This is a genomic window from Aliiroseovarius sp. S2029, from assembly GCF_023195575.1.
GTDB classification, from domain to species: Bacteria; Pseudomonadota; Alphaproteobacteria; order Rhodobacterales; family Rhodobacteraceae; genus Aliiroseovarius; species Aliiroseovarius zhejiangensis.
This window is the reverse complement of sequence record NZ_JALPQE010000001.1, coordinates 72,318-86,826: the sequence shown is the minus strand read 5'-3', so window position 1 is coordinate 86,826 and position 14,509 is coordinate 72,318. Positions and strand designations below refer to the sequence as shown.

The window sequence follows — 14,509 nt, the reverse complement described above, 5'->3', positions numbered from 1 at the left end:
CGTCCCAGACTGCGCCACAGGTGAGCAAGGGCAGAAGCGGGTTTCCGACCGTGACTGAAGATAAGATCCGCCAGACCTTTGAAAACGGCAAATACCCATACAGCGCGAAACTCGGGCGTCGGGAATACGAGGCCACGAAGGCCAAGTTGCAGGCGGAGCTTTTGAAGGTCCAGCGTTGGGTCGGTGAAACGGGGCAGAAATTCGTGCTGCTGTTTGAAGGTCGCGACGCGGCGGGCAAGGGTGGCACGATCAAACGCTTCATGGAGCATCTCAATCCCCGCGAAGCACGGGTAGTGGCCTTGAACAAACCCACCGATGAAGAGCGCGGGCAATGGTTTTATCAGCGGTACATCTCGCACCTGCCGACCTCGGGCGAAATGGTGTTCTATGACCGCTCTTGGTACAACCGCGCCGGTGTCGAACGGGTCATGGGGTTCTGCAACGCCAACGAATATCTTGAGTTCATGCGACAGACGCCGGAGTTTGAACGCATGCTGACCCGGTCGGGCATTCAGCTTTACAAATACTGGTTCTCGGTCACGCAGCCCGAACAGAAACGCCGCTTTGACAGCCGCAAGGATGATCCCCTGAAGCGTTGGAAGCTCAGCCCGGTGGATGTGGCATCTCTGTCGAAATGGGATGACTACACCGAGGCGAAAGAGGCGATGTTCTTCTATACCCACACGGCGGATGCGCCCTGGACGATCATCAAGTCCAACGACAAGAAACGCGCGCGTCTGGAATGTATGCGCCATTTCCTGTCGACGCTGGAATACCCCGACAAGGATCACGAGCTTGTTGGTCAACCCGACCCGCTGATCGTCGGACATGCCAGCCAGGTGATTCACAAGGCGGACCATATCCTGGGGGCCAGTCTGCACCCGGATCAACGGCGCAGCGGCTGACCCGCGCGTGGTGCGTTCACCGGGAAGGGGGCGGGAAACCGGCCCCTTTCCTGCTTCTTGCCGCTGGTCCGGTGGGAACATGAACGAGGTGCTTGCCTTCGCATCGCAGCCCTATACTCTCAGCTCAAAACAAGAGCAGGGGCACCCCATGACATATTCCAGACGCTTCATTGCCTTCGGCCTTGCCGGGCTTTACCTGACCGCCTGCCAGTCCGGCGCAACCACCCGGCCCGCGTCGCGACCCGGTGCAGGATCAACCATGCGCGCCGTTCCGAACGCCGCCTTCGACACCTGGGTCGACGGGGCAAAAGCCCGGGCGCGGGCGGCCGGTATCAGCGCATCCACGGTAACGCGTGCCTTTCGCGATGTCGGCTATCTGCCCGGCGTGGTGGAACGGGACCGCAACCAGACCGAGTTCGTCCGCTCGTTCGAGGATTACATGGCCATTGCCGCCTCGGATGACCGGATTGCCAAGGGGCGCGAGATGCTGCGGCGCCACGCGGGATTGCTGACGCAGATCGAGGCGAAGTATGGCGTCGAGAAAGAGGTGATCGTGGCCGTCTGGGGGCTGGAAAGCCGCTATGGCGAGCGGCGTGGCGATGTTCCTGTGATCTCGGCCCTGTCGACGCTGGCCTTTGACGGTCGGCGCGGGCGGTTCTTCGACGTGCAGTTGATGGCGGCCCTGAAAATTCTGGATCGTGGCGACGTGACGCCTGCGCGCATGACGGGAAGCTGGGCGGGTGCCATGGGGCATACGCAGTTCATTCCGACATCCTATCTGGCCTATGCGGTGGATTTCCGTGGCGATGGGCGACGCGATATCTGGGCAGACGATCCGACCGACGCGCTGGCCTCGGCCGCGGCATATCTCAGCCGATCGGGCTGGCGGCGTGGGCAGCGTTGGGGGGACGAGATAACGGGCCGCGCGCCGTTAGGTCGTGGAAGGGTCGTGAAACCGGAAGGGGACAACGGCCCGGTGTTCGAGGTCTATCACAACTACAACGTGCTCGGGCGGTACAACAATGCGCAGAAATACATCATCGGTGTCGGACATCTGTCGGACCGTCTGTTGGGGCGTCCGCCGCTGCGCGGCACGTTCGGTCCCGACAAATACGGGCTGACACTTGAGGACCGCAAGGCGCTGCAACGCGGCCTGACCCGGGCAGGATACGAGGTTGGCGAAGCCGACGGGGTGATCGGCAGGAAAACCCTGCAAGCGATCGAGGCGTTCCAGCGCGCGCGGGGCCTTCCTGTCACGGGCGATCCTTCGCGGGCGCTTCTGGCGCTGTTGCGCTAGGCTGGGGTCGGGCGGACAGTCCGGGACATTCGGCATCTTGCCCATGCCGATATTCCGGCATAGGTCTGGGTGATGTTGCAAACGCTCACCCTGTCACAGCATTTTCGCGCAGTCCTTGTTTTGGGGCTTCCGCTGGTTGCCTCGCATCTGGCGCAATTCGCGGTGCAGATCATCGACACGATCATGCTGGGCTGGTACGGGGTCGAGGAACTGGCCGCCGTCACACTGGCCGGCACGTTCTTTTTCATGTTCCTGATCATGGGGTCGGGTCCGGCCTGGGCCTTGATGCCGATGGTGGCCGAAGCCTCCGAGGCGCGTGACGATGTGCGGGTGCGCAGGCTGACCCGTATGTCGATGTGGTTCTCGGTCGGGTTTGCGCTGCTGGTCCTGCCGCTCATGTGGATGTCGGCGCCAATTCTGCGAGCCATCGGGCAGGATCCAGATCTGAGCCTTCTGGCACAGGATTACCTGCGCATCGCCGGGGTTGGGCTGGTGCCTGCGCTTTTGGTCATGGCGCTGAAAAGTTATCTGGCGGCGCTGGAACATACCCGGATCGTGTTATGGGCAACGGTACTGGCCGCGGTGATGAACGGGTTTATCAACTATGCGCTGATCTTCGGCAATTGGGGCGCGCCGGAACTGGGCGTGCGCGGGGCGGCCATTGCCTCGGTGCTGATACAGATCGCGTCCGGGCTGGTGCTGGTCGTCTATGCCGCGCGACTGAATGCCGAGGCCAGCCTGTTCCGGCGGCTGTGGAAACCGGATTGGGAGGCGTTGCGCCAGCTTTTGCGCCTTGGCATTCCGATCGGCCTGACCACTCTGGCCGAGGTTGGGATGTTCTCGGCCTCGACGGTGGTTGTCGGGCTGATTGGCACCCTGGAGCTGGCCGCCCACGGGATCGCGCTGCAAATCACGGCCGCCTTCTTCATGGTGCATCTGGGCCTGTCCAACACCGCGACCGTCCGGGCAGGACGCGCTTTGGGGCGTCGCGACGAGGCCAGCTTGCGGCGTGGGGCTCTGGCCGTGACATTGGCATCGGTCGTGTTTGGCGGCCTGACCGTGATCCTGTTCCTTGGTGCGCCCGAACCGATGATCAAGCTGTTCCTGAACCCAAGCGAGGTAAGACGGGACGAGATTGTCGCGCTTGGCTCGGTCCTTCTGATCGTGGCGGCCCTGTTCCAGTTTGCAGACGGGGCGCAGGCCATCGCGATGGGCCTGTTGCGCGGCGTGCAGGACACTCGGGTGCCGATGATCATTGCCACGCTCAGCTATTGGGGGGTCGGCATGACCATGTCCTATGTGCTGGGGATCACGCTGGGATATGGCGCGCCGGGTGTCTGGGTCGGGTTGTTGCTGGGCCTTGTCTGTGCCGGTATCTTCATGTCGTGGCGGTTCTGGAAAAGTTCGTCCCGGATTGGTGACATGCAACCGGGGCCTGCCGTCTAGCCCTGTTTCAGCCGGTCCGCTTTCTTGCGCACCAGCACCGTGCGCAGATCATGCATCGCCAACAGAAGCGCATCCGTGACCTGCTCCAACGCTTCGGGTGTTGCACGGGTTTGCGCCCAATGTGCTGTCAGGTTCAGGTGGTCGATGCTGCGCAGGATGTCATCCAGATCGCGCGCCTCAAGCGTTGCTTTTCGCTCTTCCATCCAAGCGTCGATGGCGGCGTGATCCGCGTCGGTCAGTTCATATGCGCCTTGCGGCTTGACCTCGCCGTTTCGGATGTTCACCGCGGCGATCTGGTTCAGCTCCAACGGGCGTTGCCGGTTTTCGGTGTTCACACGAAAGACGAACGCACCGTTTTCACGTACGCGAAAGTAATAGTCGGGCAGAGTGATGCTCATCTGATGTCCTTGTCTTCGATGATGCGCCACAGGCTGCCATCCGGGTCCACCATATAGAACATACGCGGTGCGCTGGCGGTGGCGGGCGCAATGTCGGTCAGTCGTGGAATTGCGGCGGCGTCCGCGGCGATGCCCTGCCGGCGCCATGCCTTGTGGAGCGTGCCAATATCGGGAAGGCGCAGGCAGGCCGAAAACCAACTGGATTTCGGATCAAGCTCGGGATGTGGAAAGAACTCGATCCGGGTGGTGCCAAACCCAAGGATCATCCAGCCATCACTGCGCCAGACCAGTTGAAACCCAAGCCCCTCATAGAAGGTCAAAGTGGCGTCAAAACTGCGGCTGGGCAGGTTGGCGGTGATCCTTGCCTGATCCATTCCGCCCCCTTAACGCAGGCTTGCGCAGAAGGCTTGGATGCGGGTGCAGGCCTCTTTCAGTGCTGCGTCCGATGTGGCATAGCTGACGCGGAAGTTCGGGCTCAGCCCGAACGCCGCGCCAAAAACGACGGCCACGCCGTGCTCTTCCAGTAGCGCCTTGGCGAACACCTCGTCATCGGTGATTTTCACACCCGACGGCGTGGTCTTGCCGATGCAGCCCTTGATAGACGGATAGACATAGAACGCCCCGTCCGGCACCGGGCATTCCAGCCCGTCTGCGGCGTTCAGCATTTCGACCACCAGATCGCGGCGACGCACGAAAGCCTTGTTGTTCTCGGCGATGAAATCCTGCGGGCCATTCAGCGCCTCGACCGCCGCCCATTGGCTGATCGAACAGGGGTTCGATGTCGATTGCGACTGGATTTTCCGCATGGCCGAGATCAATTCGACAGGCCCGCCCGCATAACCGATGCGCCAGCCCGTCATCGCATAGGCCTTGGACACGCCGTTGCAGGTCAAGGTGCGGTCGTAAAGGCCCGGCTCCACCTGGGCCGGCGTGCAGAACTCGAACCCGTCATAGGCCAGATGTTCATACATATCATCGGTCATTACCCAGACATGCGGATGGCGCATCAGGACATCGGTCAATGCCTTCAACTGCGCGCGCGTGTACCCCGCGCCCGTCGGGTTCGAGGGCGAGTTGAAGATCAGCCACTTTGTTTTCGGCGTGATCGCGGCCTCAAGTTGCTCAGGTGTCATGCGAAATCCGGTTTCGATGGGGCATTCCACGACGACAGGCTCACCGCCTGCCAACAGCACCATGTCGGGGTAACTGACCCAGTAAGGGGCCGGGATGATCACCTCGTCCCCGGGGTTCAGGGTCGCCATCAGGGCGTTGTAAAGGATCTGCTTACCGCCGGTGCCGACCGAGATCTGGGCTGGCGTGTAATCCAGCCCGTTCTCGCGCTTGAACTTGTCACAAATCGCCCGCTTCAGCTCGGGCATCCCGTCAGGTGCGGTGTATTTCGTCTTGCCCGCGTCAATCGCTGCCTTTCCCGCCGCCTTGATATGCGCGGGCGTGTCGAAATCCGGCTCGCCTGCACCCAGGCCGATCACATCGCGCCCGGCGGCTTTCAACTCGGCTGCCAAAGTGGAAACGGCGATGGTGGGTGATGGTTTTACGCGATCAAGTGTCGCAGAAAGGAAAGACATGATGTCCCCGATTTGTAAGTTGGTCCCAGTTCTTCTAGGGTCAGCCGCGCAACCAATCAAGCCAGAACCCGGTGCCCGGCGTGGTGCCTGAAACGATAGGAAAAGCAGATGGACGACATACCGCAGGATGAAAACTGGTTCTCGGAAGAGGCCGCGACCTTCGGCGACCGACTGGCCGGCGCCCGCGAAGCGATCGGTCTGAGCCAGGATGATCTGGCCCGGCGGATCGGCGTCAAGGTCAAGACCTTGCGCGGCTGGGAAGATGACCTGAACGAACCGCGCGCCAACAAGCTGCAGATGCTGTCGGGCATCCTCAATGTCTCGTTGCGGTGGCTGCTGACCGGCGAAGGCGACGGTGTGGCAGAACCGACCGGCAATCTGGATGACCTGCCCGAGGTGCGCGACCTGCTGTTGGAAATCCGTGACATCAAATCGCAGATGTCCCGGTCGGCCGATCAGTTGGGTCGGCTGGAAAAACGTCTGCGCAAACGGCTTGAAGGTGGCGTCGTATGACAGGCGTGCCTCTGGATCAGTTGAAGGAAACCCCTGGTGCGCGCCCCGGTGAAACCCGCGAGGTGCGCATCAAACGGCTGGGGATGCGATCAATGCGTCGTGGTATCAAGGAAATGGACATAATCCTGCACCGCTATGCCACGGACCGTCTGGCTGCGATGACGGATGACGAACTTGACCTCTACGAGGCGCTGTTGGGTGAAAATGATCAGGACCTGTATCAATGGGTGTCCGGCCAGCAAGAGCCGCCCGAACACTTGTCCGACCTGATCCAGCACATCATCGGTCACACCGCGATGCGCTGACCCAGCGGGTTTGACGAAAATTTTCCGCAACTGATGCACGCATTTAACTGAATGTTCTCATTTCGGTCCGAATAGTCACCTTGGTAACTAGGTCGGAGAAACGGATGAGCATGCACTCCCCCATTGGGCAGACAAGCAATCAGACATTTGTGTATCAGTATCTTGAAGCACTGGCGTTGGTCGAACGGCTGCATCGTCTGCTGCTGGACGTGATCAAGGACGAGTTTGAACGGGTCGGCGTGTTGGAAGTGAACGCGGTGCAGGCGCTGCTTTTGTTCAATATCGGCGACAACGAGGTGACGGCAGGCGAATTGAAAACGCGCGGCTATTACCAGGGGTCGAACGTGTCCTACAACCTCAAGAAACTCGTCGAAATGGGCTATATGCATCATCAGCGGTGCGAGGTGGATCGCCGCAGCGTCCGCGTGCGGCTGACCGAGAAAGGGCGTGGGATCCGTGACATCGTCGCCGGCCTGTTCGAACGCCACGCAGACGGTCTGCAATCCCGCGATGTGCTGACGTCATCAGGGATTGAGGAGATCAATGTCGCGCTGAAACGGGTCGAACGATACTGGACGGATCAGATCCGGTATATCTACTGACCCGTGGGCGGATGGGATTGCCGCAGGTTTGATACGACGACGCCGCGCAACTCGCGCAGAAGCTTGCGGGCCATCGCGTCTTCATAGTCCCGAAAATCGGCGGCCTGTTCGACGAAACGCCCGAACCCGTGAATGACCAGTTCCTTGAAATAGGCAACAAGATCAGTGTCCGCATCGCCCGCACCGATCACCAGCCCATTGATGGTGATCCCGTCAAAACCGGAAAGATAGCGTACATCCTGCGGCCTTGGCCCGGTATTGGCAGGCCCGTCACCAGAGATATCCAGGGTCAGCGTTTCGCACCGGCGCCCGGATAGCAGCCGCTGACCAAAGATCATCGCGGCCCCGATCCCGGTTGACGGATCGGCTTTGATGCGGGTGGTGCGGCGCAGGCGATCCGCCACGGCACTCACGTCCTCGCGCGCCGTGATCGACACCCAATCCTGCAACAGACGTTGATGGGATGGACCGCTCCATTCATAAACCGCGATCTGGATCGGGCGGGCAGGTTGGGACAGCAGGGCGCGCAACACTTCGGGTTGCTCCAGCGCGGCGGCCAACCCATCCAGTTGCAACCGGTACTCCCCTTCATCGACTGAACCTGACACATCCAACCCAAGGGCCAACGCCTGACGGCAAGGCGCATCGCTTTGGGCGGCGGCAGTCCCGGCCCAAGCGACGGTCACCAAGGCCAGTGCCCACTGTGTGATCCGCCCTGCGCGCATTACCAGTGACCGGTGTTGTCCATGCTGGCCCATGGTTCTTGCGGGGGCAGGGGATCACCGGCCTGCAACAGCTCGACCGAAATGTTGTCGGGCGACCGCACGAACGCCATGCGCCCATCCCGCGGCGGACGGTTGATCGTCACACCGTTGTCCATCAGGTGCTGGCACATCTCGTAAATATTCTCGACCTCATAGGCCAGATGCCCGAAATGGCGGCTGTCTGACGGCAATCCGTCATCGCCATCCCAGTTATAGGTCAGCTCGATGGGGCACTCCGGCTGGCCCGGCGGGGCCATGAAGATCAGCGAAAACCGCCCCTGTTCCGAATCCATCTGCCGGGTTTTCTCAAGCCCCAGAAGCTCATAGAACCGCATGCTCTCTTCCAGGTTCTTCACGCGCACCATCGTGTGCAGGTATCGAAGTTTCATCTGCTCTCTCTTCGTGGTTCCGGTGGATATATCGCCAGCCTATCAGGTCAGGCGGGTGAGAAAAGCAGAAACGCAGCCTCCACGCCATATGGGTGTTTTGCCATGGGCCGCGACTATATATAGTGGCCGGGCAACCACGAGACGAGAGATTCGACATGCCCCTGAGCCCCGAACAGATCCGCGAAATCGAAGACCAGCGCAGCACCCCGCAACCGACCTTGCGTGCGGTCAGCCCGGGGATGGAAAAACACCTCTATACGGCGCATGAGGTGTTGGACCACGGCTTTGTCCGCGTCATCGACTATATGGGTGACGACGCCGCGATCTGTCAGGCCGCGCGGGTCAGCTATGGCAAGGGCACCAAATCGGTGCAGAACGACGAAGGCCTGATCCGTTACCTGATGCGTCACTGGCATTCGACCCCGTTTGAAATGTGCGAGATCAAGCTGCACGTCAAACTGCCCGTCTTCGTCGCCCGCCAGTGGATTCGCCACCGCACCGCGAATGTGAACGAATACTCCGCGCGCTATTCGATACTGGACCGCGAGTTCTATATCCCCGCGCCCGAACACATCGCCGCGCAATCGGTGGTGAACAACCAAGGCCGGGGGGCGACGCTGGAAGGCGAGGAAGCCGCCCGCGTGCTGGAAATCCTGAAGGCCGACAGCAACCGCTGCTATGACAATTACGAGGCGATGATCTCGGACGAAGGCCAACAGGGGCTGGCGCGCGAACTCGCGCGGATGAACCTGCCCGCCAACATCTATACCCAATGGTATTGGAAGGTCGATCTGCACAACCTGTTCCACTTCCTGCGCCTGCGGGCCGACCACCACGCCCAATACGAAATCCGCGTCTATGCCGACGCGATCTGCAACATCGTCGCCGACTGGGTCCCCGCCGCCTACGGCGCGTTCGAGGACTACCGTCTGGGCGGCGCCAACCTCTCCGGTCGCGCCATGGACTGCGTGCGCCGCATGCTGAAAGGCGAAGAGGTCACGCAGGAGAACTCCGGCATGTCAAAGGGGGAGTGGCGCGAGTTTGAGGCGGAGTTGAAGGGGTAAATCAAGTTGAGCGATGAAAACAAAGGTGATCTTGTGCCAAAGGGGCCAGCTTCTGGACGTTCCGGTAAGGTGGGAAGGGCTGCACTGAATGCGGTTGGTAGCAGTATTCCGTTTGCAGGAGGTCTATTCTCGGCTGCCGCTGGATACTGGTCTGAAAAGGAACAAGATGCCGTAAATCAGTTTCTAGAGCATTGGCTAGCGATGCTTCAAGAAGAATTGAAGGAGAAGGAGCAGACCATTGTAGAGGTAATGGCCCGCATCGATATGCACGATGAGGCCATTCAAAAGCGGATTTCAAGTGATGACTACCAAGCTCTTGTGAAGAAGTCGTTTCGGGAGTGGGCTGCCAGTGAAAGCGAACAGAAACGCAACCTAGTTCGAAACATCCTCGCAAATGCAGCCGCTTCGTCAATAGCGAGCGACGATGTCATTCGCTTGTTCTTGGAGTGGCTTAAAACATACTCCGATATGCATTTTGAAGTGATCGCAGCAATCTATAACAGAAACGGAATAACGCGCTCCGGAATTTGGTCAAAGATCGGCAGAGTGCAAGTTCGGGAAGATTCCGCTGAAGCGGATCTATTCAAGCTATTGATCCGAGATCTTTCCACTGGAGGGGTAATTCGCCAACATCGCCCCACCGATTATAATGGTAACTACCTGAAGAAGTCAGCTTCAAGTTCTACCCGTAATTCCAGCAGTAAAATGAAATCCGCATTCGATGACAATGAAGAGTATGAATTGACTGCTCTAGGCGCGCAATTTGTTCACTACGCAATGAACGATTTACCTCCTCGGATAGAATATCAATCGACTGGTAACGCCGTTTAGACCCGTGCCATGCACGGGCAGCGCCCGACCCGCCCCCATGGGCGGGCGCTTCTCGCCCACCCACGTGCCGGGCGCTGCCCTTGGCAAACGAAGCGCGTCCCAACCATTCCCACAAACAAAAAACCCCGCCGAGCATCCACTCCGCGGGGTTCGCAATTCTCTAACCGGTCGTCCGATCAGCTGACCAATTCAAGGTCCACGGCTGATTGGCGGCCGTCGCGGCCCTCTTGCAGGTCATAGCGGACCTTCTGGTTGTCGGCGAGGCCTGTGAGGCCCGAGCGTTCGACCGCCGAGATGTGCACGAACACATCGTTGCCGCCAGCTTCGGGGGCGATGAAACCATAGCCCTTGGTGGTGTTGAACCATTTTACGATGCCGCTTTGCTTGTCGGCCATTTCCGTCTCTCCTTGGTGTGGGCACCCGCAACGTGCGGGGCCTTCATCGTGCAGTCAGGTATCGTCCGACTGCCGGGAAGGAGGCGGTAGATAGTGCTGTCTTACTCCATAAGATTTGGACCATGTTCTGAAAAAAGCAAGGGATTCCTTTTTGGTCCGGGGCAATGGGCATCAATCGGCGTCCTTCCGTTTCGGGCCTGATCGGGGCATATAGGCATCGGGCAGGCGTCGCGCAGCAGGGTGCAGCCCGCTTGCAACGGGACCATGGCAGAAGGACGGGTTAGATGCGTTTTTGGGGGTTGAAGAGCTGTGATACCTGCCGAAAGGCGGTGAAGGCTCTGGAAGGGGCAGGGGCCGTGGTCGATTATGTGGACGTGCGCGCGGATGGGGTCGACCCGGCGGATCTGGCGCGGTTTCATCAGGCTTTCGGCGCGGCACTGATCAACCGGCGCTCCAACACCTGGCGCGGGCTGAGCGAGGCTGAGCGCGCTGGTGATCCCCTTGATTTGCTTGCAGAACACCCGACCCTGATGAAGCGTCCCGTGATCGAGGACGGCGAAAAGTTGACGTTGGGTTGGGACGCAAAAACGCGCGAGGACTGGTTGGAGCACACCGCCTGAGCGCCTATCTGTTCGGAAAGTAGGAGGTATCTGCATGCGCAACGCTGCATTGGTTTTGGGGATCATTGCCGGGATCTGGGGCATGGTCGTCGGGTTTTTCGGATATGGCTATACCGAGGTGATCGCGCGGATGGGCGAATTGCCCGATCTGGCCGAACAGGTTGACCATCCGGGGCGTGTGCGGGCCTTTGCCCTGATCGCACCGGTTCTGGCGCTGGCCGGGGGCGCGATGGCGCGGTCGGTGGCTCAGGTGGGCGGCGTGCTGTTGCTGTTGTCAGCAGCAGGCATGTATTTCGCTTTCGGGTATGGCGTGTTCACCATGTTCCCGATTGCTTTGGCCGGATTGGGTGGCTTGCTTGCGCTGTTTGCCCTGAAACCCGACCCGCACTGACCGTCGTTCAGCGGATGCCAAGCAGCCGGTCGACCGACAATGGCCCCGCGCCTTTCAGCACCAATGTCACCAGCACGACCATCCAGAACAGCCTTTGATCCAGGATCACGCTGTCTGGGATCCGGTCAAACCAGGCGCCCAGCGTTTCGGGCTGGTCAATGCCGCCATGGCCGTAAAGGTCGGTCAGGCTTTGCACGACGACAAAACCAATCATTCCCAGCGCGGCCAGACGTGTCAGAAGCCCGACAGTAATCAGCAGCGGCAGGATGAACTCGGCCAGGGTGCCGGCCACCACCACCGCCCAGTGAAACAGGCCCAACTGACCGACATCATAGGACGCGGCCTCCATCGCCTTCGGGAATATCTGTGCATAGGCGCCAAGCGAGGGCTGGAGAATGCCCAGCACGCCGTCACCGGTCTTGGTTAGAGCAGATGCCCAGAAATACCCCAGCAAAGTTGCAGCGAACGTGAACCGGGCCAGCGTCGACAAGGTCGCCGGGGCCAGCCGCTCGGCCAGATTGACCAGCGGGTTATAGAGATTTGCCAAGGCGCGCATGACGGTATCCTTCCGAAGTGTTAGTCTGGTTTGTCGGCGCCGGTTATCGCGTGCGTCGCGATCAGAACGCTTAGCGTTTCGGTCAGGTCGAAATCGGGCGTGTCAGCCGTGGCCAACCCCAACGCGGTGCCGAAGCTGCGCCCTTTGATAAGGGACCTGACGAACGGCGCGCCGCCTTTTGGCAACCGCTCGGCCACCGGATCAAAACCAACACGGCTGATCAGGATATCTTCTGCACCACCGGTGGGTTGCGGTCCATCCTTCATGTTGAAATCCCAGATCGCCTTAGCGGGCCACTTGGTGATCAACACTTCGCAAGCGGGTGACATATGCAAACGCGCGCGCATCAGGGTGGATTGGTCAAGCTGGGTCAACGTCGTTGGATCAATGGGCGCTGCATCGGCAGCGTGGTAGGCGCGGCGCAAGGCCAGCTCCAACCGGGCCACATCGGGAAGATATTTCAGATGTAGCGTGCCGGGAAAGCTCTCCAAGAACCCCGGCAGCGCGGCGCCGTAATGCATCATCAGGGGCGAGGCCGGCGGGTGAATGCGCAGGTAAACCTTTGCCATTTCACGAAAAAATACGTCGCCGACCAATTTGGCGAGCACCGGAAAGCCGGTCAGCATGGCTTCGGACAACCCGTGCGCCACGTTGTTGCGATAGACCGAGAAGCGTTTGTCGGCTTGCTGGCCGTCGGGGTTGGTCAAGCCTTCTGGCACGTCGTGTTGCGGATCAAGCAGGGCCTTGCGAAACGCTGTTTGCGAGACGGTTACGTCGCCCGTGCTTGAAAGGGTTACGCTATCGTTCATGCGGACACCGCTGCGGCTAATGCGGGTTTCATATGCTGCGTGGCACGTGCAGCCTCGGCTTCCAACACGTCCCATTCGGGTACGTCGTTGTCCCATTCCACAAGGGCCGGGCGGGCGCCCGCACGGGCGATCACGTGATCGAACAGGGCCCAAACAGGTTCGTCGACCGGCCTGCCATGACTGTCGATCAGCAATTTGCGCCCAAGTTCGTCTGCGTCTTCGTCATGACCGGCCAGATGAAACTCCTCAACCAGATCAAGCGGATAGGCGTCGATATAGGCGCGCGGATCGAAATTCAGATTGGTGGCGGACACGAACACGTTGTTCACATCCAACAGCAGCCCGCAGCCCGTGCGACGGGCGATTTCGTGCAAGAAGTCCGGTTCGGACCATGTGCTTTCATCAAATGCCAGATAGGAGGATGGGTTCTCAAGCAGCATCTTGCGGCCAAGATGGTCTTGCACCTGATCGATATGGGCGGTGACACGCAACAGGGTCTCGGCCGTATAGGGCAGCGGCAGCAGGTCGTTCAGAAACGCGCCGTCATGGGTCGACCATGCCAGATGCTCAGAGAACATCGCCGGGTTGAGCCAATCCGTCAGTTTTTTCAAGCGTGCCAGATGCTCAGGGTCCAGCCGCTCTTCGCCGCCGATGGACAGGCCAACCCCATGGACCGAGATGGGGAAACGTTCGGCCAGATGACGCAACTGCGCCAAAGGACGGCCACCATCGCCCATGAAGTTTTCGGCGTGGATTTCAAGCCAGCTTACACTGCCGGGATCCTCGGTCAGCGCGGCAAAATGCTGTGGCTTGTATCCGACGCCCGCCCCGTTTGGCAGGCTGTTGTCGTGCTGAACGTCGCGCATTGAAAGCTCCATTGAAACGGCCGGGGACCGGGTGCCGAAGGCGGGAAGGGGTGGCCATCACACATGGCCAGCCCCCAGTTGCAAGAGACCCGGATTAGCTGGCGGGCAGGTCACGCTCCAACGCTTCCAGCGAGCCCATGCGCTTTTCGCCATCGGATGCATCGGTGATTTCCATCGACTCGCAAGACCCGGCCGGAACCAGTTTCCAGGCATTGCCCTGGTAATCGACGGTCGAGGTGCCGGCGCATGTGGTGCCGGGACCGGCGGCGCAGTCATTCTGACCGGCAAGAGCCACGCCGAAGCACTTTTCCTGCTCGCCATCGGCGAAGGCCGGGGCGGCATTGGCAGCCACAGCGGCTGAAACAGCACCAAGAACGGCGACGGTTTTCATGTTGTTGGACATCGAGTTTCCTTTCGGTTTTTCGTTCACGCCTCTGAGGGGCGGTAGGGGAAAGGTAAGGGGTGGGTGGTCACACGCTCCACTCACGAACGCGTAACTCACGCCTCCGTTAACGCGAGTGAACAGCAGCAGTTGTTTTGCCCCTGCAGAAATTCGGATCAGCCCAGCGGCCAAGCGCCGGGATTCAAGGGGTTTTCGCGCCTTTCGGTGTGTCAGGAGCGACATGATTGGCAAATCCGCGGCGGGGTGTGATGCGAAAAATTACAAAGAACATGCCGCTGGCGGCGCGATTGTTACAAATATTTGGCTGTAACGACGCCTGGGGGATGGTCTGCGTGATGGGGTTATAACACCCGGCCCCACGAAAAACCC

Annotated in this window: 20 protein-coding genes; 10 read left to right on the top strand and 10 right to left on the bottom strand. The window is 60.1% G+C overall.

Going from position 1 to position 14,509, the window contains the following annotated elements:
- The first annotated feature begins 20 nt into the window (after positions 1-20).
- The 3 genes from ppk2 to MUY21_RS00485 all read left to right on the top strand — a co-directional run bounded on the left by ppk2 (position 21) and on the right by MUY21_RS00485 (position 3,648).
- Positions 21-905, top strand: coding sequence for a polyphosphate kinase 2 (gene ppk2, locus MUY21_RS00495; RefSeq protein WP_248408464.1), 885 nt, complete (start codon positions 21-23; stop codon positions 903-905).
- Positions 906-1,053: 148 nt separating this feature from the next.
- The gene (locus MUY21_RS00490) at positions 1,054-2,202 is read left to right on the top strand and encodes a lytic murein transglycosylase (protein ID WP_248408463.1); all 1,149 of its coding nucleotides are present in this window, start codon (positions 1,054-1,056) and stop codon (positions 2,200-2,202) included.
- Between the two features lie 72 nt (positions 2,203-2,274).
- A complete protein-coding gene (locus tag MUY21_RS00485) occupies positions 2,275-3,648 on the top strand; it encodes an MATE family efflux transporter (RefSeq protein WP_248408462.1) in 1,374 nt (457 codons plus the stop codon).
- Here MUY21_RS00485 and MUY21_RS00480 read toward each other — a convergent pair.
- From MUY21_RS00480 to MUY21_RS00470, 3 genes are read right to left on the bottom strand one after another with little or no spacing between them, the layout of a single operon-like run.
- Positions 3,645-4,046, bottom strand: a complete 402-nt coding sequence (locus MUY21_RS00480; RefSeq protein ID WP_248408461.1) for a hypothetical protein — start codon at positions 4,044-4,046, stop codon at positions 3,645-3,647. The two genes, MUY21_RS00485 and MUY21_RS00480, sit on opposite strands and share 4 nt — an antisense overlap.
- Positions 4,043-4,420: a bleomycin resistance protein gene (locus MUY21_RS00475; protein ID WP_248408460.1), complete on the bottom strand. Its 378-nt coding sequence runs from the start codon at positions 4,418-4,420 to the stop codon at positions 4,043-4,045. Before MUY21_RS00475 ends, MUY21_RS00480 begins: the two co-directional genes overlap by 4 nt.
- A 9-nt stretch (positions 4,421-4,429) precedes the next feature.
- Positions 4,430-5,632, bottom strand: a complete 1,203-nt coding sequence (locus MUY21_RS00470; protein ID WP_248408459.1) for a pyridoxal phosphate-dependent aminotransferase — start codon at positions 5,630-5,632, stop codon at positions 4,430-4,432.
- A gap of 108 nt (positions 5,633-5,740) precedes the next feature.
- Here MUY21_RS00470 and MUY21_RS00465 point away from each other — a divergent pair, with 108 nt between their 5' ends.
- From MUY21_RS00465 to MUY21_RS00455, 3 genes are all read left to right on the top strand, one after another.
- Positions 5,741-6,145 (top strand): helix-turn-helix transcriptional regulator, encoded by a 405-nt coding sequence (locus MUY21_RS00465; protein ID WP_248408458.1) that lies wholly within the window; start codon positions 5,741-5,743, stop codon positions 6,143-6,145.
- Positions 6,142-6,450 carry a succinate dehydrogenase assembly factor 2 gene (locus MUY21_RS00460; RefSeq protein ID WP_248408457.1) on the top strand — a complete coding sequence of 103 codons (309 nt, stop codon included), beginning with the start codon at positions 6,142-6,144 and terminating at the stop codon, positions 6,448-6,450. The genes MUY21_RS00465 and MUY21_RS00460 overlap by 4 nt, the downstream gene beginning before the upstream one ends.
- Positions 6,451-6,554: 104 nt before the next feature.
- Positions 6,555-7,052, top strand: a complete 498-nt coding sequence (locus MUY21_RS00455; protein WP_191284795.1) for a MarR family transcriptional regulator — start codon at positions 6,555-6,557, stop codon at positions 7,050-7,052.
- Here MUY21_RS00455 and MUY21_RS00450 read toward each other — a convergent pair.
- Positions 7,046-7,738, bottom strand: a complete 693-nt coding sequence (locus tag MUY21_RS00450; protein WP_348984574.1) for a DUF1194 domain-containing protein — start codon at positions 7,736-7,738, stop codon at positions 7,046-7,048. The two genes, MUY21_RS00455 and MUY21_RS00450, sit on opposite strands and share 7 nt — an antisense overlap.
- Positions 7,739-7,776: 38 nt before the next feature.
- Entirely contained in the window at positions 7,777-8,205 is a 429-nt protein-coding gene (locus tag MUY21_RS00445) for a VOC family protein (protein WP_248408455.1), read from the bottom strand.
- A 155-nt stretch (positions 8,206-8,360) separates the two neighbouring features.
- On the opposite strand from MUY21_RS00445, the gene thyX reads away from it, so the two are divergent.
- Entirely contained in the window at positions 8,361-9,269 is a 909-nt protein-coding gene (gene thyX / locus MUY21_RS00440) for an FAD-dependent thymidylate synthase (RefSeq protein ID WP_248408454.1), read from the top strand.
- 6 nt (positions 9,270-9,275) lie between these two features.
- The gene (locus MUY21_RS00435) at positions 9,276-10,100 is read left to right on the top strand and encodes a hypothetical protein (protein WP_248408453.1); all 825 of its coding nucleotides are present in this window, start codon (positions 9,276-9,278) and stop codon (positions 10,098-10,100) included.
- 176 nt (positions 10,101-10,276) lie between these two features.
- Here the strand turns inward: MUY21_RS00435 and MUY21_RS00430 are convergent, their stop codons facing one another.
- Positions 10,277-10,495, bottom strand: a complete 219-nt coding sequence (locus MUY21_RS00430; protein ID WP_248408452.1) for a cold-shock protein — start codon at positions 10,493-10,495, stop codon at positions 10,277-10,279.
- 284 nt (positions 10,496-10,779) lie between these two features.
- On the opposite strand from MUY21_RS00430, the gene MUY21_RS00425 reads away from it, so the two are divergent.
- The gene (locus MUY21_RS00425; RefSeq protein ID WP_248408451.1) at positions 10,780-11,115 is read left to right on the top strand and encodes an ArsC/Spx/MgsR family protein; all 336 of its coding nucleotides are present in this window, start codon (positions 10,780-10,782) and stop codon (positions 11,113-11,115) included.
- 34 nt (positions 11,116-11,149) lie between these two features.
- Entirely contained in the window at positions 11,150-11,506 is a 357-nt protein-coding gene (locus MUY21_RS00420; RefSeq protein ID WP_248408450.1) for a hypothetical protein, read from the top strand.
- A gap of 7 nt (positions 11,507-11,513) precedes the next feature.
- On the opposite strand, the gene MUY21_RS00415 is transcribed toward MUY21_RS00420, so the two are convergent.
- From MUY21_RS00415 to MUY21_RS00400, 4 genes are all read right to left on the bottom strand, one after another.
- On the bottom strand, positions 11,514-12,062 hold the full coding sequence (locus MUY21_RS00415; RefSeq protein ID WP_248408449.1) for a DoxX family membrane protein: 549 nt from the start codon (positions 12,060-12,062) through the stop codon (positions 11,514-11,516).
- A gap of 20 nt (positions 12,063-12,082) precedes the next feature.
- Positions 12,083-12,871: a DNA-binding domain-containing protein gene (locus MUY21_RS00410; protein WP_248408448.1), complete on the bottom strand. Its 789-nt coding sequence runs from the start codon at positions 12,869-12,871 to the stop codon at positions 12,083-12,085.
- The gene (locus MUY21_RS00405; protein WP_248408447.1) at positions 12,868-13,737 is read right to left on the bottom strand and encodes a DUF692 domain-containing protein; all 870 of its coding nucleotides are present in this window, start codon (positions 13,735-13,737) and stop codon (positions 12,868-12,870) included. The genes MUY21_RS00410 and MUY21_RS00405 overlap by 4 nt, the downstream gene beginning before the upstream one ends.
- 94 nt (positions 13,738-13,831) lie before the next feature.
- Positions 13,832-14,140, bottom strand: a complete 309-nt coding sequence (locus tag MUY21_RS00400) for a DUF2282 domain-containing protein (RefSeq protein WP_248408446.1) — start codon at positions 14,138-14,140, stop codon at positions 13,832-13,834.
- Positions 14,141-14,509: the final 369 nt, after the last annotated feature.